This window comes from Amycolatopsis sp. NPDC101161 (assembly GCF_044768185.1).
Classification (GTDB): Bacteria; Actinomycetota; Actinomycetes; order Mycobacteriales; family Pseudonocardiaceae; genus Amycolatopsis.
The window spans coordinates 519,579-541,907 of record NZ_JBIWPI010000001.1 but is presented as its reverse complement, the minus strand read 5'-3'; the positions used below and the strand labels follow the sequence as shown (position 1 = coordinate 541,907).

At 72.5% G+C, this 22,329-nt stretch carries 17 protein-coding genes; 12 read left to right on the top strand and 5 right to left on the bottom strand.

What is annotated here, in order from left to right:
- Window positions 1-39 precede the first annotated feature (39 nt).
- Window positions 40-1,215 (top strand): toll/interleukin-1 receptor domain-containing protein, encoded by a 1,176-nt coding sequence (locus ACIRSS_RS02625; RefSeq protein WP_400889778.1) that lies wholly within the window; start codon window positions 40-42, stop codon window positions 1,213-1,215.
- Between the two features lie 13 nt (window positions 1,216-1,228).
- Here the strand turns inward: ACIRSS_RS02625 and ACIRSS_RS02620 are convergent, their stop codons facing one another.
- On the bottom strand, window positions 1,229-1,894 hold the full coding sequence (locus tag ACIRSS_RS02620) for a TetR/AcrR family transcriptional regulator (protein ID WP_400889776.1): 666 nt from the start codon (window positions 1,892-1,894) through the stop codon (window positions 1,229-1,231).
- 180 nt (window positions 1,895-2,074) lie between these two features.
- Here ACIRSS_RS02620 and ACIRSS_RS02615 point away from each other — a divergent pair, with 180 nt between their 5' ends.
- The 9 genes from ACIRSS_RS02615 (at window position 2,075) to ACIRSS_RS02575 (ending at window position 15,519) form a co-directional block, all read left to right on the top strand.
- Complete coding sequence (locus tag ACIRSS_RS02615) at window positions 2,075-3,544, top strand: amino acid permease (RefSeq protein ID WP_400889774.1); 1,470 nt, start codon at window positions 2,075-2,077, stop codon at window positions 3,542-3,544.
- 12 nt (window positions 3,545-3,556) lie between these two features.
- Complete coding sequence (locus tag ACIRSS_RS02610) at window positions 3,557-4,390, top strand: urea amidolyase associated protein UAAP1 (protein ID WP_400889772.1); 834 nt, start codon at window positions 3,557-3,559, stop codon at window positions 4,388-4,390.
- On the top strand, window positions 4,387-5,022 hold the full coding sequence (locus ACIRSS_RS02605) for an urea amidolyase associated protein UAAP2 (RefSeq protein ID WP_400889770.1): 636 nt from the start codon (window positions 4,387-4,389) through the stop codon (window positions 5,020-5,022). The genes ACIRSS_RS02610 and ACIRSS_RS02605 overlap by 4 nt, the downstream gene beginning before the upstream one ends.
- The gene (uca, locus tag ACIRSS_RS02600; protein ID WP_400889768.1) at window positions 5,019-8,546 is read left to right on the top strand and encodes an urea carboxylase; all 3,528 of its coding nucleotides are present in this window, start codon (window positions 5,019-5,021) and stop codon (window positions 8,544-8,546) included. Before ACIRSS_RS02605 ends, uca begins: the two co-directional genes overlap by 4 nt.
- Window positions 8,543-10,135: an allophanate hydrolase gene (locus ACIRSS_RS02595; RefSeq protein ID WP_400889766.1), complete on the top strand. Its 1,593-nt coding sequence runs from the start codon at window positions 8,543-8,545 to the stop codon at window positions 10,133-10,135. The genes uca and ACIRSS_RS02595 overlap by 4 nt, the downstream gene beginning before the upstream one ends.
- A gap of 30 nt (window positions 10,136-10,165) precedes the next feature.
- Entirely contained in the window at window positions 10,166-11,401 is a 1,236-nt protein-coding gene (locus tag ACIRSS_RS02590; protein ID WP_400889764.1) for a hypothetical protein, read from the top strand.
- A 59-nt stretch (window positions 11,402-11,460) separates the two neighbouring features.
- On the top strand, window positions 11,461-12,090 hold the full coding sequence (locus ACIRSS_RS02585; RefSeq protein ID WP_400889762.1) for a DUF998 domain-containing protein: 630 nt from the start codon (window positions 11,461-11,463) through the stop codon (window positions 12,088-12,090).
- 127 nt (window positions 12,091-12,217) lie between these two features.
- Window positions 12,218-13,408, top strand: a complete 1,191-nt coding sequence (locus ACIRSS_RS02580) for a thiolase family protein (RefSeq protein WP_160696750.1) — start codon at window positions 12,218-12,220, stop codon at window positions 13,406-13,408.
- Window positions 13,408-15,519, top strand: coding sequence for a 3-hydroxyacyl-CoA dehydrogenase NAD-binding domain-containing protein (locus tag ACIRSS_RS02575; protein WP_400889760.1), 2,112 nt, complete (start codon window positions 13,408-13,410; stop codon window positions 15,517-15,519). Before ACIRSS_RS02580 ends, ACIRSS_RS02575 begins: the two co-directional genes overlap by 1 nt.
- Here the strand turns inward: ACIRSS_RS02575 and ACIRSS_RS02570 are convergent.
- Window positions 15,516-15,956 carry a hypothetical protein gene (locus ACIRSS_RS02570; protein WP_400889758.1) on the bottom strand — a complete coding sequence of 147 codons (441 nt, stop codon included), beginning with the start codon at window positions 15,954-15,956 and terminating at the stop codon, window positions 15,516-15,518. The genes ACIRSS_RS02575 and ACIRSS_RS02570 overlap by 4 nt on opposite strands.
- Before the next feature lie 57 nt (window positions 15,957-16,013).
- Between ACIRSS_RS02570 and ACIRSS_RS02565 the strand changes: the two genes are divergently transcribed.
- Window positions 16,014-17,540, top strand: a complete 1,527-nt coding sequence (locus ACIRSS_RS02565) for a twin-arginine translocation signal domain-containing protein (protein WP_400889756.1) — start codon at window positions 16,014-16,016, stop codon at window positions 17,538-17,540.
- The gene (locus ACIRSS_RS02560) at window positions 17,534-18,598 is read left to right on the top strand and encodes an alpha/beta hydrolase (protein ID WP_400889754.1); all 1,065 of its coding nucleotides are present in this window, start codon (window positions 17,534-17,536) and stop codon (window positions 18,596-18,598) included. Before ACIRSS_RS02565 ends, ACIRSS_RS02560 begins: the two co-directional genes overlap by 7 nt.
- Before the next feature lie 4 nt (window positions 18,599-18,602).
- Here the strand turns inward: ACIRSS_RS02560 and ACIRSS_RS02555 are convergent, their stop codons facing one another.
- The 3 genes from ACIRSS_RS02555 to ACIRSS_RS02545 form a co-directional block, all read right to left on the bottom strand.
- Window positions 18,603-19,733, bottom strand: coding sequence for a sensor histidine kinase (locus ACIRSS_RS02555; protein WP_400889752.1), 1,131 nt, complete (start codon window positions 19,731-19,733; stop codon window positions 18,603-18,605).
- Window positions 19,730-20,407: a response regulator transcription factor gene (locus ACIRSS_RS02550; protein ID WP_372668141.1), complete on the bottom strand. Its 678-nt coding sequence runs from the start codon at window positions 20,405-20,407 to the stop codon at window positions 19,730-19,732. Before ACIRSS_RS02550 ends, ACIRSS_RS02555 begins: the two co-directional genes overlap by 4 nt.
- 364 nt (window positions 20,408-20,771) lie before the next feature.
- Complete coding sequence (locus ACIRSS_RS02545) at window positions 20,772-22,274, bottom strand: PucR family transcriptional regulator (protein WP_400889751.1); 1,503 nt, start codon at window positions 22,272-22,274, stop codon at window positions 20,772-20,774.
- Window positions 22,275-22,329 lie beyond the last annotated feature (55 nt).

Genomic DNA, 22,329 nt, shown 5'->3' with positions numbered 1-22,329 from the left:
TGCGCCGCGCAATGCCGCGACAGCGCCGAAGGTAGCTCGATGACCGATTTCATGTCCGATCAGCCCGCCGTCCAATGCTTTCTCAGCTTCACCCACGAAGATGACAGTTTTCTCAATTTCGTCACGCCGCTGAAGAGCTCCCTGGAAAAGTTCTGCGCGTCCGCGCACGGCCGCAAGATCGAAGTGTTCGTCGACCGCGAGAGCATCGGGTGGGGCGAGGACTGGCGGACGAAGATCCAGGACGGGCTCAACGCCGCGATGGTGTTCATCCCGGCCATCTCGATGAACTACTTCTACGAGAGCAGCGCCTGCCGCGAAGAGCTGACCGCCTTCTACGCCAAGGCGAACGAGCTCGGTCTCACCCAGCTGATCCTGCCGCTGATCGTGCTGGGCCACGAGCTGATCACCGGCCAGAGCGACGACGCGAACATCCGGATCATCGAAAAGCTCCAGTACGTCGACATCAAGCAGGCCGTGCTCGCCGGTTCCGGCACCGCCGAATGGCGGCGGACCATGGACCTGGTCGCGGACCGGTTGATCAAAGCGATCCGTTCCGCGGAAGCGACCTTGGAAAAGCTCAAGAAATGCGACCAGCTGCTGCTCGACGGGTTCGTTCCCGAAAAAGACGGACCCGGCCTGCAGGAATACAACGAAAACCTGACGAAGATCGGGGAACTGCTGGAGCGCCAGTTCGACGCGATCAGCCGGTCGCTGGACGACCTGGCCGACGAGATGCGCCAGGTGACCGGGGACGTCGCCGGGATGGCGCCCGACGCCATCAAGGCGCGGGTCGTGCGGGCCGCGGACACGATCAAGCCGATGGCGGTCACCATCCAGCAGGTCGGCACCGACTTCGAAGCGACCGTCGCCGAGACCGACTCGACGATCCGCTCGTACATGCGCCTGATGGACTCGCACATGACCCCGGAGCTGTTCGACCGGGCGCGCCGGGAGTACGACGAGTTCGTCGAGATGCTGGACGGCCTGCTGCAGCTGGACGTGCGGATCACCGAGTTCCTCACGCAGATCCGCCCGCTGGAGGCGATCAACGCTCCCCTGCGCGCGGCCATCCGGCCGCTGCGGGTCGGCGCCCAGTCGATCCAGCTGGGCATGCGCACGATGCGCGAGCTGTCGCGGATCATCAGCGACCTGCTGGCCGGACGCCCGGCACGACCGGCGCAGCTCGGCGGCCAGCCGCCGGCCCCGGTGCGCTGAGCCCGGGCCGGCGCTAATCGGCGAGCGTCGCCAGCAGGGTGTGCGCCTGGGCCCGCAGTTCGTCCGTCGGTTCCGGCAGCCCCACCAGCCGGACCACGCCGTCGGCCCCTTCGCGCACGTGGGCCTCGACGTCCAGCTCCGGGTCGTCCCGGCGGATCACCGCGATGCTCTCCACCAGCCCGAACACCAGGTCCGTCCGGATCCCGACCGACTCGGCGGCGACCCCGGCCGCCGCCACCAAGCTCCCGTACGCCGCCTTCAGGTCCGCCCGCTCGGCGCGGAACCGGGCCAGGTTGGGCGAGGAGACCTCGGGCAGCAGGTACAGCGCGCCCAGGTTGTGGCGGGCGCCGCCGAGCAGGCCGATGTCCGCGTACGCCAGCGCCCACAGCCGGACCGCCGCCGGGGCCGGGCCCGCGACGAGGCGGGCGGCCAGCTCCAGCGAGGGGCGGACCGTCTCGGCCAGCAGCGCCGCGAGGATGTCTTCCTTGGCCGGGAAGTGGTAGTAGAGCGACGCCTGGCGCAGGCCCGCGCGTTCGGCGATCGCCCGCGTCGTCGTCGCCGCGTAGCCGGCTCCCGTGAACAGCTCGCCCGCGGCGTCGAGCACCGCTTGCCGCGCGTCCGGCCGGTTCGCCGCCGCGCCGCTCGCCCTGGGCCTGCCGACCCCCGCCCCTTTGACCACGGCGGTGATCTTGCCAGGTCCGGCGCCCGGACACCCGCACCGACGTGCGGTTACCCCCGGATGTCGCCGTTGACGTCCCGTCGGCCGGGGCGTTAACGAGCCGCTAACACGCCGGAGATCATCACGTCGTGGCGGCGGCTTAATTTCTGTCAAGCGATCGAAACGAGGTCAGGAGCCCGCATGACGCCACCCGACGAACTCGCCGCCTTCGGCTACCGCCAGGAGCTACGCCGGTCGCTGGGCGGGTTTTCCGCCTTCGCCGCCGGGTTCTCCTTCGTCTCGATCCTCACGACCGTCTTCCAGCTCTTCGGCTTCGGCTACTCCTTCGGCGGACCGCTCTTCTTCTGGACGTGGCCGGTCGTCCTCGCCGGCCAGCTGCTCGTGGCCCTGAACTTCGCCGAGCTCGCCGCGCGCTACCCGCTCGCCGGATCCGTGTACCAGTGGGCGAAACAGCTCACCCGCGGGTTCCTCGGCTGGCTCGCCGGCTGGATGATGCTGCTCGGCTGCGTCGTCGCCCTCGCGGCCGCCGCGATCGCCCTGCAGGTCGTGCTGCCGTCGGTGTGGGACGGCTTCCAGCTCCTCGGCGGCGACCCGGCGGTGACGTCGCCGTCCGGCGCGGCCAACGCCGTGCTGCTCGGCACCCTGCTGCTCGTCTTCACCACGCTCGTCAACGCCGGCGGGGTCCGGCTGATGGCGCGGATCAACGACGTCGGGGTCGCGGCGGAGCTGCTCGGCGTCGTCGTGCTCGTCACCGGGCTCGGGCTGTTCGCCGTCCGCGGGCCGCAGGTCGTGCTGCACGACGCCCCCGGCACGAGCGCCGGGATCGGCGGCGTGCTCGCTTCGGCGCTCATGGCGGCGTACGTCCTCTACGGCTTCGACACCGCCGCCTCGGTCGCGGAGGAGACGAAGAACGCGCGGAAGACGGCGCCGCGCGCGGTGCTGCGGGCGGTGCTCGTGTCCGGGATCGGCGGGCTGGCCGTCGTGGTCACCGCGCTGATGGCCGCGCCGAGCCTGACCGACGGGCAGCTCGCCGGCCACGGCCTGCCGTACGTGATCACCGCCGTCTTCGGCGACACCCTCGGCCGCGTCTTCCTCGCCGACGTCGCGGTCGCCGTCATCGTCTGCACCTTGACCATCCAGACCGGCACGGTCCGGCTGATCTACGCGATGGCCCGCGACGGCGCGCTCCCCGCGTCCACCCGACTTTCGTCGGTGAGCCCGCGCACGGGGACGCCGGTCGCGCCGGCCCTGCTCTCCGGCGGGCTCGCGATCGGGCTGCTGCTGCTCAACTTCGGCAACCCGACGCTGTTCAGCACGATCACCGGCACGTCCGTGGTCGTCGTCTACCTGGCGTACCTGCTGGTCACCGGGCCCTTGCTGGTCCAGCGGCTGCGCGGGAAGTTCCCCGCGGAGCCGGGCCGGTTCTCCTTGGGGCGGTGGGGCGTTCCGCTGAACGGGGCAGCCGTGCTCTACGGGATCGCGATGATCGTCAACATCGGCTGGCCGCGGGCGGAGATCTACGACGTGACCGGTTCGGGCGCCCCCTGGATGCTGCTGTTCCCGATAGAGTTCGTCGGCGGCGCACTGGTGATCGGCTGGCTCTGCTGGCTGCGGCTGCGCCCCGCTCCCGCCCTCGAACCCGCGATCTGAGAGAGGACGTCCATGAGCACCACCGCCACCACCTACGGCGCCCGCGACCACGCCAGGGCCCAGGCCGGCACCGTGGTCGAAACGATGCCGTCGATCCCGGCGAGCACCTGGCCCGCTCCCCCACCCGGGGTGGCGCCCGAGGCGCTGACCTGGGCGGAGACCGTGGCCGGGGGCGGCTACACGCACAAGGTGCTGGCCCGCGGGACGCGGCTGCGGCTGACCGACGTCGAGGGCGACGCCTGCGCGCACGTGCTGCTGTTCAACGCCGACCAGCCGTGGGAGCGGCTGAACGTCGCCGATACCGTGAAGGTGCAGTGGAACGCCTACCTCGGCGAGAAGGTGGCGCTGCTGTCGGACCAGGCCCGGGTGCTCGCGACGATCGTCGCCGACTCGAGCGGACGGCACGACGCCCTGTGCGGGACGTCCACTGTGGACGGCAACACCGAGCACTACGGCGACGGCTCCCCGCAGGGCCCCTCCCCCGCCGGGCTGCCGCTGTTCACCTTGGCGGCGGCCAAGAACGGCCTCGCACCGCGGGACCTGCCGCCGAGCCTGTCGTTCTTCCAGGGCGTGCGGGTCCGGCCGGAAGGCGACCTGGAGTTCACCGGCTCCGCGGGCGCCGGGAAGTCCGTCGAGCTGCGGATCGAGCTGCCGTCGGTCGTGCTGGTCGCCAACGTGCCGCACCCGGTCGACCCGCGGCCGGACTACACCGTGACGAACCTCGAAGTCCTCGCGTGGCGCGACCACCCGTCCACTCCGGACAGTCCGGAGTGGACGCACTCGCCGGAAGCGCAGCGGGCGTTCGAGAACACCGCCGACTACCTGACCGCACGGGGGATCGCATGAGCACGGCGTACGAGTCCCGGCTGGAGCTGACGTTCGACGTCCCGGCGCGCGCCCCGTTCTCGACCGTGCTGAAGCGCGGCAGCGAGCTGGCGATCGTCGACCTGGGCGGCAACCAGGCCGTCGACTTCCTCTGCTACGACGCGAACGACACGGCCAAGCGCTACAGCGCCGCGGCCACGATCGCCGCGCAGCGCAACATCTTCCTGACCACGGGCAGCGTCCTGCGCACCCAGGAGGGCGCGCCGCTGCTGACCGTCGTCGCCGACACGTGCGGGCGCCACGACACGCTCGGCGGCGCGTGCAGCAAGGAGTCCAACAGCCTCCGCTACGGCCAGCACACCCGCTTCCAGCACGCCTGCGTCGAGAACTTCCTCATCGAAGGCGCGAAGTGGGGCCTGGGCAAGCGAGACCTGGTCAGCAACGTCAACTGGTACATGAACGTGCCGGTCGAGGAAGACGGCACGCTCGGCATCGTCGACGGGATCTCCGCGCCGGGCCTGGAGGTCCGGCTGCGCGCTGAGACCGACGTCCTCGTGCTCGTGTCGAACTGCCCGCAGATCAACAACCCCTGCAACGGGTTCGACCCGACGCCGGTCCGCATGTTCGTGACGTCCCCCGGGGGTAGCGAGTGAGGCTGCTCGTCGCCAACCGCGGCGAGATCGCGGTCCGGATCCTGCGCAGCGCCCGGGAACTGGGTCTCGAGACCGTCGCGGTGTACTCCGACGCCGACCGCCTCGCCCCGCACGTGCGGCTCGCCGGCCGGGCCGTGCGGCTCGGCCCGGCCCCCGCCGCCGAGAGCTACCTGCGGGCCGACGCGATCGTCCGGGCCGCCCTCGACACCAGCTGCGACGCCGTCCACCCCGGCTACGGCTTCCTGTCGGAGGACGCGGCGTTCGCCCGGGCCTGCGAGGACGCCGGGCTCGCGTTCGCCGGCCCGGCGCCGGAGCACCTGGAGGTGTTCGGCAGCAAGCACACCGCGCGCGAGGCGGCGATCGCGGCCGGGGTGCCGCTGCTGGCCGGCACCGGCCTGCTGTCCGATGTGGACGAAGCGCTGGCGCGCGCGGCGGACATCGGCTACCCGGTGATGCTCAAGGCGACCGGGGGCGGCGGCGGGATCGGCATGCGCGCCTGCTCGACGCCCGACGAGCTGCGCGAGGCGTGGGACAGCGTCCGCAGCGTCGCGGCCAAGAGCTTCGCGAACTCCGGCGTTTTCCTCGAGCGGCTGGTGCGCCGTGCCCGGCACGTCGAGGTCCAGGTGTTCGGCGACGGCTTCGGCGAGGTCCTGGCGCTGGGCACGCGCGACTGCTCGCTGCAGCGGCGCAACCAGAAGGTCGTCGAGGAGTGCCCGGCGCCGGACCTGCCCGCCGCCGTCCGCCGGCAGCTCGTCGACTCCGCCGTCGCGCTGTGCTCGTCCGTGCGGTACCGCTCCGCGGGCACGGTCGAGTACGTCTACGACCCCGAGCGCGAAGAGGCGGCGTTCCTCGAGGTCAACACCCGGCTGCAGGTCGAGCACCCGGTCACCGAGGCGGTGTACGGCGTCGACCTCGTCGCCTGGATGCTGCGCCTCGCCCAGGGCGACCGCGCGATGTTCCGCGCGGTGCCGGTGGCGCGCGGGCACGCCGTCGAGGCCCGGGTGTACGCCGAGGACCCGAGCGCCGGGCACCGGCCGAGCGCGGGCCTCGTCACGCGGGTCGCGCTGCCCGCCGGCGTCCGCGTGGACACCTGGGTCGAGCCGGGCACGACCGTCACCACGCACTACGACCCGTTGCTGGCCAAGGTGATCTGCACCGGCACCGACCGCGACGACGCCCTCGCGCGCCTGCGGGAAGCGCTCGCGACGACCCGCGTCGACGGCGTCCGCACCAACCTCGGGCAGCTGCGTGCGGCGGCCGCCGACGCGGCGTTCGGCGCGGCAGCGCACGACACGTCCACTTTGGACGGCATCGAGGACGCGGAGCCCCGGATCGACGTCGTGCGCGGCGGGACGATGACGACCGTGCAGGACTGGCCGGGCCGCACCGGGTTCTGGCACGTCGGGGTGCCGCCGAGCGGCCCGATGGACGACCGTTCGCTGCGGCTGGGCAACCTCGCGCTGGGCAACCCCGAGGGCGCGCCCGGCCTGGAGTGCACAGTGGACGGCGTGGCGCTGCGGTTCTCCCACGCCACCCAGGTGTGCGTGACCGGCGCGCCCACTACGGTGCTCGCCGACGGCGTCGAGGTTCCCTTGTGGACACCGATCGAGGTGCCCGCCGGCGGCACGCTCGACGTCCGGGCGTGCACGGCCGGCTTGCGCAGCTACGTGCTCGTCCGCGGCGGGGTCGACGTCCCGGCGTTCCTCGGCAGCGCGGCGACGTTCACCCTCGGCAAGTTCGGCGGGCACGGAGGCCGCGCGCTGGCCGTGGGCGACGTCCTGCGGCCCGGGCCCGAGCCCGCCGACCCGGTCGTCGGGCCGGTGGCCGACCGTCCGGACTTCGCCTCGCACTGGACGATCGGGGCGCTCGAAGGACCCCACGCGGCACCGGAGTTCTTCACCCCCGAAGACGTCGACACCTTCTACGCCACCGACTGGCAGGTGCACTTCAACTCCGCCCGCACCGGCGTCCGGCTCGTCGGGCCGCGGCCCCAATGGGCCCGCGCGGACGGCGGCGAGGCGGGCCTGCACCCGTCGAACATCCACGACACGCCGTACGCGATCGGCGCCGTCGACTACACCGGCGACCTGCCGATCCTGCTCGGCCCGGACGGGCCCAGCCTCGGCGGGTTCGTCTGCCCGGCGACGGTCGCCACCGGCGAGCGGTGGAAGCTCGGGCAGCTGCGGCCGGGCGACACCGTGCGGTTCGTGCCCATCGACACCGACCACGCGGCGGCGCTGCGGCAACGGCCCGCGACGGCCGTGACGTCCACTCGGGACAGTCGCCACGACGGCGGTGTCCTGGGCCGGCAGACGTCCACCGGCGACGAGCCGTCGGTCACCTACCGCCGCAGCGGGGACGACAACCTGCTCGTCGAGTACGGCGAGATGAAGCTCGACCTGGCGCTGCGGATGCGGGTGCACGCGCTCGGCGAGCGGCTGGCGGCCGAAGGCGTGCCGGGGATCGTCGACCTGACCCCGGGCATCCGGTCGCTGCAGGTGCACGTCGACCCGGACGCGCTGCCCGTCGGCAAGGCGCTGGGGCTGGTGCGGGAACTCGAGCGGGACCTGCCGCCGACCGCCGACCTCGAGGTGCCGAGCCGCAGCGTCCGGCTGCCGCTGTCGTGGGACGACCCGGCGACGCGCGAGGCGATCGAGCGGTACATGACCGGCGTGCGCGACGACGCGCCGTGGTGCCCGTGGAACATCGAGTTCATCCGGCGCGTCAACGGGCTGTCCACTGTGGACGACGTCTACCGCACGGTGTTCGACGCGGAGTACCTGGTACTCGGCCTCGGCGACGTCTACCTCGGCGCGCCGGTCGCGACGCCGCTGGACCCGCGGCACCGGCTCGTCACGACGAAGTACAACCCGGCGCGGACGTGGACCGCGGAGAACTCCGTCGGCATCGGCGGCGCCTACCTCTGCATCTACGGCATGGAAGGCCCCGGCGGCTACCAGTTCGTCGGGCGGACGGTCCAGGTGTGGAACAGCTGGCACGGCGGCGACCAGCCGTGGAACCTGCGGTTCTTCGACCGGATCTCCTGGTACCCGGTGTCGGCCGAGGAGCTCCTCGACCTGCGGGCGCAGAGCTCGTCCGGGCAGCTGGCGCTCGACACCAGTGACGGCACCTTCAAGCTGGCCGAGTACCAGAAGTTCCTGGCGGACAACGCGGACAGCATCGCCGCGTTCCGGGCGACGCAGTCGGCGGCGTTCGAGGCGGAGCGGCGCGCGTGGGCCGCGGCGGGCGAGTTCGACCCGAAGCCGGAACCGGTGACGCGGCCGCCGAAGCGGGTCGAAGCCCCGGAGGGCGGCCACGTCGTCGAGGCGCCGTTCGCGGCGACGGTGTGGCGGGTGGACGTCACCGCGGGCGAGCGCGTCGAGGACGCGCAGTCGCTGGTGACGCTGGAAGCGATGAAGACGGAGGCGCGGATCCCCGCGCCGGCCGGCGGTGAGGTGGTCGAAGTGCTCGTGTCCCCCGGTGACCAGGTCGCGCCCGGCACGCCGTTGGTGGTGCTGGGATGACCGCCATCGAGGAACGCGTGCGGGCCGCGTACCGGCGGATCGAGCAGGTGGACCGGCCGGAGATCTGGATCGACCTCCGGCCGGAAGCCGAGGTGCTCGCCGAAGCCGCGGCGCTGGAAGAGCGTGGGCTGCCGTTGTACGGCAAGCTCGTCGCGGTCAAGGGCAACATCGACGTCGCCGGGCTGCCGACCACGGCGGGGTGCCCGGCCTACGCGTACAAGCCGGAGGTGGACGCGCCGGTCGTCGCGCGGCTGCGGGCGGCCGGGGCGCTGGTGCTCGGCACGACCAACCTCGACCAGTTCGCGACCGGCCTGGTCGGGACGCGCAGCCCGTACGGCGCGGTCCGCAACGCCGTCGACCCGGCTTATGTTTCGGGCGGATCGAGTTCCGGGTCCGCGGTGGCGGTCGCCCTCGGGATCGCGGACCTGGCGCTGGGAACCGATACCGCGGGCTCCGGGAGGGTCCCGGCGGCGTTCAACGGGATCGTCGGGCTCAAGCCCACACCCGGGCTGCTGCCGACGGAAGGGGTCGTCCCGGCGTGCGCGAGCATCGACTGCGTGTCGCTGTTCGCGCGGACGGTCGAGGAAGCGTCGTTCGCGCTGACCTGCCTGGCCGAACCCGCGCAGGTCCACACGGGACGGTTCCGGCTGGGCGTGCCGTCGGAGCTGGGACCGTTGGCGGCTGGGTGGGCCGAGGCGTTCGAGGCCGCCGTCGCGGACTACGCCGCGGCCGGTGCCGAGGTGACCATTGTGGACACCGCACCGTTCCTGGAGGCGGCGGAACTGTTGTACGGCGGCGCGTTCGTGGCCGAGCGGTACACGGCGGTGGGCGAGTTCCTGGACGCGCATCCGGACGATGTGGACCCGGTGGTGCACGGCATCATCACCGGCGCCCGGGACATCCCGGCCCACCGGCTGTTCGCGGACCAGGCGAAGCTGGCCGGACTGCGGGCGGAGGCGCTGGCTGCGCTGGCCGGTGTCGACGCGCTGCTGTTCCCGACGACGACCGAGCACCCGACGATCGCGGAGGTCGCCGCGGACCCGGTCGCGGTCAACGCGCGGCTGGGCCGGTTCACCAACTCGACCAACCTGTTCGGGCTGTCCGCCTTGGCGGTCCCGGCGGGCACGGTGGCCGGGCGCCCGTTCGGCGTGATGCTGGTCGGCGCCCCGCACGACGACCTGAAGCTGGCGGCGTTGGCGGGCCTACGCGGCGAACGGGTCCCGCTGGTGGTGGTCGGCGCGCACCTGCGCGGGCAGCCGTTGAACCACGAGCTGACTTCGCGCGGCGGGCGGTTCGTCGCTTCGGTTTCCACCGCGGATGCGTACCGGCTGTTCGCGTTGGACACGGTGCCGCCGAAGCCGGGGCTGGTGCGAGTGGCGTCGGGCGGGGTCGCGATCGCGGCGGAGGTGTGGGACCTGCCCGTGCGGGGCTTCGGCGAGTTCGTGTCGCGGGTGCCATCGCCGCTGGCGATCGGGAAGGTGGAGCTGGCCGACGGCACCTGGGTGTCCGGCTTCCTGTGCGAACCGGCGGCGACGGAGGGAGCGGAGGACATCTCGTCGAAGGGCGGCTGGCTGGCGCACTTGGGATAAATCGGATGCGCGCCACCGGATACTGGGTGGGTGAACGTTTCTTCGTGCGGCCATCTCGCACCGGCCGCCGGGGCGCGCGTCTGCGCCCACCTCACCACCGACAACGGACCGGGCTGCTTCCGTGTGCTCACCGGCGTCGCGACCCGATACGACCTGCTGTGCCAAGCGTGTGCCGACGCCGAAACGCCCGAGTTGCTGGAAGCGTGTGTCGGCTGCTTCGAACGCGCTGAAAGCGTTGCCTACCTCGGCTGGCGCGGCGACCCCGGAATCCTCCGGCGAGACCGGGATCTCGGCGGCACCTGGACGACGACACCCTGCGCGATCACCCCGCTGAACGACCGGTGTCTCGCGCCGCTGCCGGACGGCTGGCTCGCGCTCACCGCGGCCGGCCTGGCCGGGACCGACGGCGAACCCCGGCTCGCCGGGCCGGTCGACCTGCCACCGGAGCCGCCGGAGGAGTGGGCCGGCCACGTCCGCGGCCCGGCCCTGTACACCTCCGGAGACGGCCGGTTCGCGGCCGTGGTCACCGACCACGGCCGCCACGGCGCGGTCGTCGACCTCGGTTCGGGTGTGGTGACCCTGGCACTGGACCGGCAGGACTACCACACCGAGACCACCCGGTTCCCCGTCGCGTTCGTCAACGCCGGGACCGGCCCGCTGGTCGTCACGGCGACGGACTGGAACCGGCTCGACGTCTTCGACGCCGCCACCGGGCGCCTGCTCACCGACCGCGTCACGACCCGCGAAGAGAATCCCGAGCACTACTTCGACTACTTCTTCGGCGCGCTGCTGCCGAGCCCGTCCGGGCGGTCCCTCCTCGTCGACGGCTGGGCTTGGCACCCGGTGGGGATCCCGCTGGCGCTCGACTTCCAGGCATGGCTCGCCGGTGATCGGCACGCGCCCGAACACGGTCGGATGCTCGCCGACCGCGGCTACTCCTGGAACACCCCGATGGCCTGGATCGGCGAGGACACCGTTGCTCTCCAAGGCATCGGCGACGACGAGCCGATGCTCGAAGGCGTCGAGTTGCGCGACGCCGGCGGCGACTCCCGGCTCGGGATGTTCGCCGGACCGGCCGGACCGATGTGGGGCCACGGCGGCCTGCTGTACGTCACCGCCGAAGCCGGCTTCGAGGTCTGGGACCCCGCCGACGGCGCCCGGATCGGCTTCGCGGAGGGCTTCCGCCCCACCGCGCACGACCCCGCGACCGGTGCCTTCGCCGAACTCCGTAACGATCAGCTGAGGATCTGGGCACCCGTCGGATAACAACGCTCCTCCCGGGGCAGAAGAACGCCGATGACCTCGGTGACGACCCCGGAGGCGGCATGACCACGGCAACCCGATCCCCGCAGAGCACGCTCGTCCACTCGTACCTGTTCCTCCGGCGGGCCATCGGGCTCATCGGCCTGGCCCTGCCGTTCGTCCTCATCTTCGGCAAGCAGGTCTTCGACGGCGGCGACCTCGCCGGCTCGCTCAGCGCGTACTACTACACCGACGTCCGGGACGTCTTCGTCGGCTCGATGTGCGCGGCCGGGGTGTTCCTGCTCGCTTACTACGGCCACGACTTCGCCGACAACGTCGCCAGCAGCGTCGCCGGCCTCGGCGCGATCGGGCTCGCGCTCTTCCCGACGACACCAGACCACGACGTGACGGCCTGGGACCGCACGTCGGGGGTGCTGCACCTGGTGTTCGCCGCGGTCTTCTTCCTGATGCTGGCCTACTTCTGCCTGCGCCTGTTCCCCCACGACGGCGAGCAGCCCGCGGGCGTCGGGATCGTCTACCGCGTCTGCGGCGTGGCGATCCTCGCGTGCCTGGTCCTCATCGCCGTCACCAAGGCGCTCGACCTGGTGCCGGAATGGCACCCGGCGCTGTGGCTGGAGAGCGTCGCCGTCTGGTCGTTCGGCGTGGCCTGGCTGCTCAAGGGCCAGACGCTCACCCCCAAGAGTGTGCCGTAGCCCACTCGACCGGGCCACAGCACTGGTTACCGGCGGGTAACAAGGGCTATCGTGCGGGCAAAGACCTCTACTTCATGGAGCATTCGTGGCCGCACCAGCAACGCCGCTCGCGCCGAACGCGCGGGGCGTGCGAAACGTCGCCTTCGTCGAGGGGGTACGCACCCCCTTCGGCAAGGCCGGCGACAAGGGCATCTACGCCGGGACCCGCGCCGACGACCTCGTCGTCAACGCCATCCGTGAGCTGCTGCGGCGGCACCCCGAACTGCCGCCCGAGCGCGTCGACGAGGTGGCCATCGCCGCCACCACGCAGATCGGCGACCAGGGCCTGACCATCGGCCGCACCGCCGCGCTGCTCGCCGGCCTGCCGAAGTCCGTCCCGGGCTTCGCCATCGACCGCATGTGCGCCGGCGCCATGACCGCCGTCACGTCCGTCGCGTCCGGCATCGGCTTCGGCGCCTACGACATCGCCATCGCCGGCGGCGTCGAGCACATGGGCCGCCACCCGATGGGCGAGGGCGTCGACCCGAACCCGCGGATCATCGCCGACAAGCTCGTCGACCCGACCGCGCTCGTCATGGGCCAGACCGCCGAGAACCTGCACGACCGGTTTCCCGCGATCACCAAGCAGCGCACCGACGCCTACGCCGCGCGCAGCCAGGAGCGCTACGCCGAGGCCGTCAAGACCGGCAAGATCGGCCCCGAGCTGGTCCCGGTCGCCACCCGCTCCAAGGAGCTGGGCTGGGGCCTGGCCACCGAGGACGAGCCGCCCCGCCCGGGCACCACGCTCGAAACCCTCGCGAACCTGAAGACGCCGTTCCGCCCGCACGGCCGGATCACCGCGGGCAACGCAGCCGGCCTCAACGACGGCGCGACCGCCTCGATCCTCGCCGACGAGGACACCGCCCGCGAGCTGGGCCTGCCGGTCGCCATGCGGCTGGTCGGCTACTCCTTCGCCGGCGTCGAGCCGGAGGTCATGGGCATCGGCCCGGTGCCGGCCACCGAGAAGCTGTTCAAGCGCACCGGCCTGTCCATCGACGACATCGGCCTGTTCGAGATCAACGAGGCCTTCGCCGTGCAGGTGCTGGCCTTCCTCGACCACTTCGGCATCGACGACGAAGACCCGCGCGTCAACCAGTGGGGCGGCGCCATCGCGTGCGGCCACCCGCTGGCCTCGTCCGGCGTCCGGCTCATGACGCAGCTGGCCCGCCAGTTCGCCGAGCGGCCCGACGTCCGGTACGGCATGACGACGATGTGCATCGGCATCGGCATGGGTGGCACCGTGATCTGGGAGAACCCGGCCTTCGAGGGGGCGAAGTAATGACTTTCACCGCAGAAGAAGCGAAGGCCGCTTTCCCGGACGAGGTCGTCACCAACGCCGTGACGCGGCTGGTGAAGGTGCCCGGGCTCGAGAAGCCCGTCGCGCTGATCACGCTCGACAACGGCCACGACCACACCCGGCCGAACACCTTCGGCCCGCAGGGGCTCGTGTCCCTGAACACCGCGCTGGACAAGGCTTTCGAGGCCGAGCCGGCCGCGATCGCCGTCACCGGCAAGCCGTTCATCTTCGCCGTCGGCGCCGACCTGTCCGGCGTCGAATCGGTGAGCGACCCCGAGCTGGCGCGCGAGATCGCCCAGACCGGGCACGACGTGTTCCGCCGGCTCACCGAGTCGAAGATCCCGACGTTCGGGTTCATCAACGGCGCGGTCATGGGCGGCGGCCTCGAGCTGGCGCTGTCCTGCCACTACCGGACGCTGTCGGAGAACACCGCCGCCATCGCGTTCCCCGAGGTCTTCCTCGGCCTGTTCCCGGGCTGGGGCGGCACGCAGCTGCTGCCGAACCTCATCGGCGCGGACGCGGCCGTCACGGTGATCATCGAGAACGCCCTGGCGCAGAACAAGATGCTCAACGTCAAGCAGACGGCCGAGCTCGGCATCGTCGACGCCGTCTTCGGCTCGGCCGACTACCTCGAGCAGTCGCTGCTGTGGCTGGCCAAGGTTGTCAACGGCGAAATCACCCCGGAGCGCCGCGAGATCGACCGCGGCTCGGGCTGGGACGCCGCCATCGCCCGCGCCAAGTCCCTTGTGGACGGTCGCACGCACGGCGCTTCGCCGGGCGCGACCAAGGCCGTCGAGCTGATGGAGCTGGCCCGCGAGAACGATCTCGACCGCGGCTACGCGGCCGAGACCGACGGCCTCGCCGAGCTGCTCATGTCCGACGTCCTGCGCGCCGGGCTGTACTCGTTCAACCTGGTCAACAAGCGCGCCAAGCGCCCGGCCGGCGCGCCGGACAAGTCCCTGGCGCGCAAGGTGAACAAGGTCGGCATCGTCGGCGCCGGCCTGATGGCCAGCCAGCTCGCGCTGCTGTTCGTGCGACGGCTGAAGGTGCCGGTCGTGCTGACCGACGTCGACCAGGAGCGCGTCGACAAGGGCGTCGGCTACGTCCACGCCGAGATCGACAAGCTCCTGAGCAAGAAGCGCGTGTCCCCGGACGGCGCCAACCGGCTCAAGGCGCTGGTTTCCGGCTCGCTCGACAAGGCCGCGTTCTCCGACGCCGACTTCGTCATCGAAGCCGTCTTCGAGGAGCTGGGCGTCAAGCAGCAGGTGTTCGCCGAGCTGGAGCAGCACGTCTCCGCCGAGGCGATCCTGGCGACGAACACCTCGTCGCTGTCGATCACCGCGATGGCGTCGAAGCTGCAGCACCCCGAGCGCGTCGTCGGCTTCCACTTCTTCAACCCGGTCGCCGTGCTGCCGCTGCTGGAGATCGTCCGCGGCGAGCAGACGGACGACGCTTCGCTCGCGACGGCGTTCTCGGTCGGCAAGCAGCTGAAGAAGTCCAGCGTGCTGGTCAAGGACGCGAGCGCGTTCGTCGTCAACCGGCTCCTGCTGCGCTTCCTCGGCGAGGTGCTGGTCACCGTCGACGAGGGCACGCCGTTCGACGTCGCCGACCGGGCCCTCGAGCCGCTGGGCCTGCCGATGACGCCGCTGACGCTGATGCAGCTCGTCGGCCCGGCCATCGCGCTGCACGTCGGCGAGACGCTGCACGAGGCGTTCCCGGACCGCTTCACCGTGTCCGACAACCTCGCCAAGTTCGTCAAGGCGGGCAAGAAGGGCGTCTGGGTCTGGGACGACAAGGGCAACCAGTCCGCCGACCCCGAAGTCGTCGAACTCTGGACGCAGGGCGACCGACCGTCCACTTCGGAGCAGGTGCGCGAGCGGGCGCTGTCCGCGATCGCCGAGGAGATCCGGATCATGCTCGACGAGGGCGTGGTCGCCGAGGCGCAGGACATCGACCTGTGCCTGATCCTCGGCGCGGGCTGGCCGTTCTGGAACGGCGGCATCACGCCGTACCTGGACCGCTCCGGCGTGTCCGAGCGCGTGAACGGCAAGCCGTTCCTCGCCCCGGGCGTCGCCTCGGTCCCGGCGCGCTAGTACTCGCCCTCACGAGGGCACTTCGGCGGCGGCGCGGTGAGTTTCAGCTGCGCCGCCGTCGCGTCGGAATCGATGACCGTCACCCGCTCAGCCTTGCGGAAGCGCGCGTGCAGCTCCTGCGCCCACGCCTTGAGGTCGGTGCCCGGGACGGCGAGCAGCGAGACCGACGGCGGGTCCACGAACACCCGCCGGACCTTCGGGTCGTCGCGCACCGCCGGCAGCGCCACCCGCAGCTCGGCGTCGGCGGGGAAGACCACGACGACGGCCGCGCACAGCGTGTGACCCGCCAGGGGCGCGGGGTTCGTGTCGACCGGCAGGTCCGGCGGCCGCTTCAAGGCCGCGACGCCGAAGGCCAGCCCCACCCCCGCGGCCAAGGCGAGCGCGACGGTCGGGGCGACCACGCGGACCAGCGGCTTGTCCTCCACGCCCAAGATCACAGCACACGTTGGCCGCCGGGACACCGCCCGTTCACCCCGGCGGCTTAGCGTCCGCGCGTGACCACCGACAGACGCCGGTTCCTCAAGGGTGCCGGGCTCGCGGCCGCCGCCGCGGGAATCCCCCTCCCCGATCCCGACGTCGACCTGAGCCGGTTGTGCGGCCGCTACCAGTGGCTGGTGGGCGACCACCACACGCACAGCCAGTACTCGTACGACGCGATGTACCGGATCGACCAGATCGCGCGCGGCGGCCGGGCGCACGGCGCCGACTGGATCGTCTTCACCGACCACGGGCACGCCGAGCACGAGAAGGTGTCGGTCGAACCGACGGAACAGGACTTCCTCGCCGCCCGGCGGAAGTACCCCGACCTGCTGCTGTGGCACGGCATGGAGTGGAACGTCCCGGGCGCCGAGCACGCGACGGTGTTCTTCCAGGCCGGTTCGGCGCAGGCGGCCAAGCTGCGCGAGTTCGAGCGGACCTTCGACTGGCGGCTGACGAACTCCGAGGCGTCGAGCCCGGCGAACGAGGCCCTCGCGCTGCGGGCGTTGCGCTGGCTGGCGGCGGAGGAACAGGCGAAGCGGATCCACGCGCCGGTCGTGCTGATCAACCACCCGCTGCGCAACGGCCGCGTCGCGCCGCACGAGCTGCGCGCCTACCGCGACGCCGCGCCGGACATCGTCATCGGCATGGAGGGCGCGCCCGGCGCGCAGGCCGACGGCTTCCCGAAACCACTCGGGAACGGCGGCGCCCGCGGCGGCTACGCGAACAGCCCCGGCCCGAACTCGTGGCCGGGCTTCCCGGCCGAGGCGTACCGGACGCACGGCGGCTGGGACTGGGCGACGGCGACGGTCGGCGGGCTGTGGGACTCGCTGCTCGCCGAGGGCAAGCCGTGGTGGGTCACCACGAACTCCGACTCGCACTACAACCGCGGCGACACGCTGGTCCGCCCGCAGGTGGCGGACGGCTGGTACGACACGCACGGCAAGTTCCCGGACCCGGTCGACACCGGCTCCCCGCAGCTGCTGGCGCCGTACGCGGACTTCTACCCCGGCGAGTTCAGCCGCACGTACGTCGGCGTGAAGCGGCGAAGCCTCGAAGGCGTCCTGGAAGGCCTGCGCGCCGGACGGGTCTGGGGCGTGCACGGCGGGCTCGTGCAGTCGCTCGAGGTCGGCGCGTTCGGCGACGGGGCCGCGGCGACGCTGGGCGGGAGGCTGCGGGTGCGGCGCGGTTCGGACGTCACGCTGACGCTCTCGGCCCGGCTCGCTTCACGTCCCAACGGCGGCGGCTCGGTGCCGCGACTGGCGCGGCTGGACGTCGTCGCGGGCCCGGTGACCGGCCCGGTCGCCGATCCGGACACGATGACCGCGCCGGGCACGCGGGTCGTCGAGTCGTTCGAACCGCGGTGGGCGCCCGGGCGGCAGGTGGTCTTCCGGCACACCTTCCGGAACGTGCGCTCGCCGTTCTACGCGCGGGTCCGCGGCTCGAACGGCGCTTCGGAGCCCACTCCGGACGTCATCGGGCAGGCAAACCCGTTCGAGGACTTGTGGATGTACGCGAACCCGATTTTCGTGGACGTGTGCTGAACGGAAGAGTGCTGCTCGTCCGGTCGATCATGATCGGGCTGCGATGGCTGCTGCGCCTGCCTTCGCCGGTGCTGCGCGTGCTCGCGGGCCGGCCGGTGGTCGTGGACGGGCGGCAGCCGGTGCCGACCGCGCGGATGCTGATGCGTGTCTCGCGGTTCGCGCCGTTCGACGCGCCGCACCGCAACGGCAGCCTCACGCGGGCCCGGGCCGAGCTGAACCTGGCGGGCGCGCTCGCGGGTGCGGGCATCTGCCCGGGCGTCCGGACGCGGGATTCGTCGTGGCCCGGGCCCGGCGGCCCGCTGCCGCTGCGGCGGTACGAACCGGCCGGGCTCCCGGTACCCGGGCCGGCGATCGTGTACTTCCACGGCGGCGGGTTCGTCCTCGGCAGCCTGGACACGCACGAGGGCGCGTGCCGGCTGCTGGCCGAAGAAGCCGGGGTGCGGGTGGTGTCGATGGGCTACCGGCTGGCCCCGGAACACCCGTTCCCGGCGGCGGCTTCCGATGCCGTGGCGGCGTTCGCCTTCGTCCACGAGCACGCGGCGGAGTTCGGCATCGACCCGGCCCGGCTCGCGGTGGGCGGCGACAGCAGCGGCGGCAACCTGGCGGCGGTGGTGGCCCACGCGGCGGCCCGCGGCGAGCTGCCCCGCCCGGCGTTCAGCCTGCTGCTCACCCCGGCGACGGACGCGCTCGGCGGGTCGGAGTCCCACCGGCGGTTCGGCTCGGGGTTCCGGCTGGACCGGGACGAATGGGCTTGGTACCGCGAGCAGTACGTGCGAGACCCGGCGCTGTACTCGGACCCGCGGGCGTCGGTGTTGTACGACGACGCCCTCGAAGGTCTCCCGCCGACGTACGTGGCCACGTGCGGCTTCGACCTGCTGCGCGACGAAGGCGAGGCGTACGCGGCCCGCCTGGCTTCGGCCGGGGTCCCGCTGGTGCACCGCCAGCACGAGGGTCAGCTGCACGGGTTCGCGAACCGGGTCGGCATCGACCCGGACGCCCGCGCGGCGATGCTCCACGCGGCGGGGGTGCTCCGCGCAGGTCTCGCCCTCGGCCGCTGACCGCTCAGCGGACGGGGAGGTGGACCGTCACGCCCAAGCCGCCGCCCACGATGGGTTCCGCCGTCACGCTTCCGCCGTGCGCCGCCACCGCCGCCCGGACGATCGACAGCCCCAGCCCCAGCCCCGCGCCCGACCGGGCCGTCCGCGCCACCCCGGCCCGGCGGAACGGCTCGAACAGCTCCGCCACCGTCGCCGGGTCCACCAGGCCGCCCGACGAACGCACCCGCAGCGTCGACCACTGCGGTCCCGGCTGGGTCATGACCTCCAGCCAGCCGCCCTCGACGTTGTGGCGGACCGCGTTCTCCAGCAGGTTGCCCGCGATCCGCTCCAGCAGCGCCGGGTCGCCGAACGCCGGCGCCGGGACCACCGCGAAGGTCGCCCGGATCCCGCGTTTCTCGGCTTCGAGCCGGACCGCGCGCCACGCGCGGTCGATCACCACGGCCAGGTCGACCGGCTCGCGGACGCCGAGCCCGGCGCCGTCGGTGCGGGCGAGCAGCAGCAGCGAGTTCACCAGCTGCCCGGCGCGTTCGGTCGCGTCGCGGACGACCCCGCCCATCCGGCGCAGCTCGGCTTCGTCGGCGTCGTCGTCGGCGAGGGTGACGTCGAGCTCCGTGCGGATCACCGACAACGGCGTCCGCAGCTCGTGGCTCGCGTTCGCGACGAAGTGGCGTTGCGCGTCGAACGCGGCCTGGAGCCGGTCGAGCATGTCGTCGAACGTCTCGGCCAGCACGGCCAGCTCGTCACGCGGGCGCACCGCGCCGATCCGCTCCCCAAGCGACTCGACCGACAGCCGCCGTGCAGTGCCGGTGATCTCCCGCAGCGGCAGCAGGACGCGGGAGGTGAACGTCCAGGCGAGGATCGCCGCGGCCGCCACCACCAGCAGGAACGCGATCGACCCGAACAGCAGCATCCGGTCGCGGGCGTGCACGCGCAGGTGCTCGGCGAGCGTCGAGGCGTCGACCGTGACGCCGTCGACGACGACCGTGCTGCCCGGCGGCATCTGCGGGACGGTGTCGAGCGAGTCCCGCACCAGCGTCCAGGCGAGCCAGAGCAGCAGCAGGCTGACCGCGGCGACCAGCACGGTCGCCAGCAGGGTGATCCGGGCGCGGAGGCTGCGGGTGCCCGGCAGGTTCACGCGCGCTGTGCGCCGGGTTCCGGCACCCGGTACCCGGATCCGACGACCGTCTCGATGATCCCCGGTTCGCCGAGCTTCTTGCGCAGCGTCATGACGGTGACCCGGACGGTCGTGGTGAAGGGGTCGGCGTTCTCGTCCCAGACGCGTTCGAGCAGCTCCTCGCTGCTGACCACGGATCCGGCGGCCTGCAGGAGGACCTCGAGGACGCCGAACTCCTTGCGCGTCAGCTCGACCGGCCCGCTCGCGCGCCGCACGGTCCGCTTGGCCGGGTCCAGCTCGACATCGCCGGCGGTGAGCAGCGGCGGCGCGGCCGGCGTGGCCCGCCGGCCGAGCGCCCGGACGCGGGCGACCAGCTCGGGGAAGGCGAACGGCTTGGCGAGGTAGTCGTCGGCGCCGAGGGAAAGCCCCTCGACGCGGTCGGACACCGAGCTGCTCGCGGTGAGCATCAGCACCCGGGTCAGCTCCCCGGACGCGACGATCTCCCGGCACAGCTCGTCCCCGGACATCCCGGGCAGGTCCCGGTCCAGCAACACGACGTCGTACCGCGTGACGGCGGCCTTCTCGTGCCCGTCGTCCCCGGTGAGCGCGACGTCCACCGCCATGCCTTCGCGGCGCAGGCCACGGGCGATCGCGTCGGCCAGGGGTTCTTCGTCCTCGACTACCAAAACTCGCACGAGCCCACAATCCCATATTTTCCTGAGAGTGCCCTTTAAGGACGTTATGCGTCCGGTGTGGCTTGGCTTTCGGGCCGGAAGTTCGCCAGCCGGAACCCGCTCGAGCGGCACCCGCTGCGAGCGCCGCTCAGCACGCCCGTTGCCGGGAGACCGGTTGAGCACGAGCTTGACGGTCACCGACTCGCCGGGTTCGAGAATCCGGAAGCCCTCTTGACCGGTGCCCACCGCTTCCAAAGCGACAACCAGGTTGAAGACCGGCATGTCACTGTGGTTCCGCACAGTGCCTTCGAGGTGCAAGGTCCGTCCACCGTTTCCCACGACATGCCGACCCGTCCTGGGGCGCATCGAGCGAACTGGCCGGCCGTTAGCCGTTGTGCCGCGAGTCGGCCCACCGCAGCGCGAACCACAGCCGCATCCGGACCTCCGGGTCCGCCAAATCCACCGCCAGCGCCTTCTCCACCTGCGCGATCCGGTGCCGGACGCTGTTGCGGTGCACCCCCAGCTCGGCCGCCGTCGGTTCCCACGCGCCGTGGTGGGCCAGCCACGTCCGCAGCGTCAGCACCAGTGACCGGTCCCCCGCGTGATCCAGCGCCACCAACGGCTCCAGGGCCTTCGCGGCGAACCCCCGGGATGCGTCCGGAGCCACCAAAGCGTCGAAATCCAGCGGCGAATCCCCCGCCACCACCGGGCGCCCCAGGGACTGGGCGCGTGCGAGCAGCAAGTCGACTTCGCCCTCGGACAGCCTGCCCGCCGGCGTCGGTGAGCCGACCGCCGCCAGCCAGCCGTGGGCACGCAGGTCCTCCAGCACCGCGCGCGGCGGCGCGGACCCGGCGATCGCCACGAACCGGCCGGGCAGCACCGAGACCAGCGGGGTGTCCAGCCGCGCCCGCAGCCAGTCCGGGCGCCGGGCCACCTCGTCCGGACCGCGCCGGTGGGCCGCCCCGGCGACCAGCCGGACGACCTCCGACCCCAGCACCGACCCGGCCGCGTCCCCGGGGGACACCCGGCCGAGCAGCAGGCCGGTGGCCGCCGCGCCCAGCTCGGCCGCGTCCGAGCCCGCGCGGCCGACCAGGCCCAGCAGGGCCGCGCCGACGGCGAGGATCGCCCGCTCGGCGCCGTCGAGCCGCCGGGGCCGGCCGACGACCACCAGGTGCGACGCCGTGGCCTGCGGGTACACCGGCTGGACGACGACGAAGCCGCCGTCGGCCTCGGTGGTCGCGCTCCGGATCCCGCTGCCCGCCCGCACGGTCGCCATCAGCTCCCGCACCGCCGCCGGCAGCGGCGTGGGCGCGTCGTGCGCCGAGGCCAGCACGTCCCCGGCGCCGACCAGGGCCACCCAGGACCGCAGCACCGCCGCCAGTGCCGACGTCAGCTCGCCAAGCCCGCCGCCCGCGGCGCGCGTGAGTGTCTCGCGCGCCGCCGTGATCCGCCGCTGTTCCCGCTGGCCGGCCTCGGTCAACGCCACCGAGACCGCCCGGTTGACCGCCAGGAACGGCGTGCGCGACGGCACCACCAGCAGCGGCAGCCCGCGCCGCGCGCACGCCCGGCGCAGGGGTTCCGGCAGGGTCTCGTGCACCGTCGGGGTGAGCCCGAACCCCAGCGCCGTGACGCCGGCGTCGCGCAGCCCGCGCACGTACCGGTCGATCTGCTCCGGCAGGTTGACCCCGGCGGTGAGGATCAGCTCTCCGCCCAGCAGGTAGGGCGCGGGATCCTGCAGCTCGCTCACGTGCGCCCAGCGCACCGGGGCATCCAACGCGCCCGGCCGCAGGGTTTCGGGGACGACGTCGAGCGCGAGCTCCCGGTTGCCGACCACGTCCCGTAACGGGACATTCACCTCCGTGGACAGTGAATCCGTGATCTGGGTCATTTCATCCCCAACGATGTCGACTTGGGGACGAATCGTCCCATGCCGAGGGGGTGGC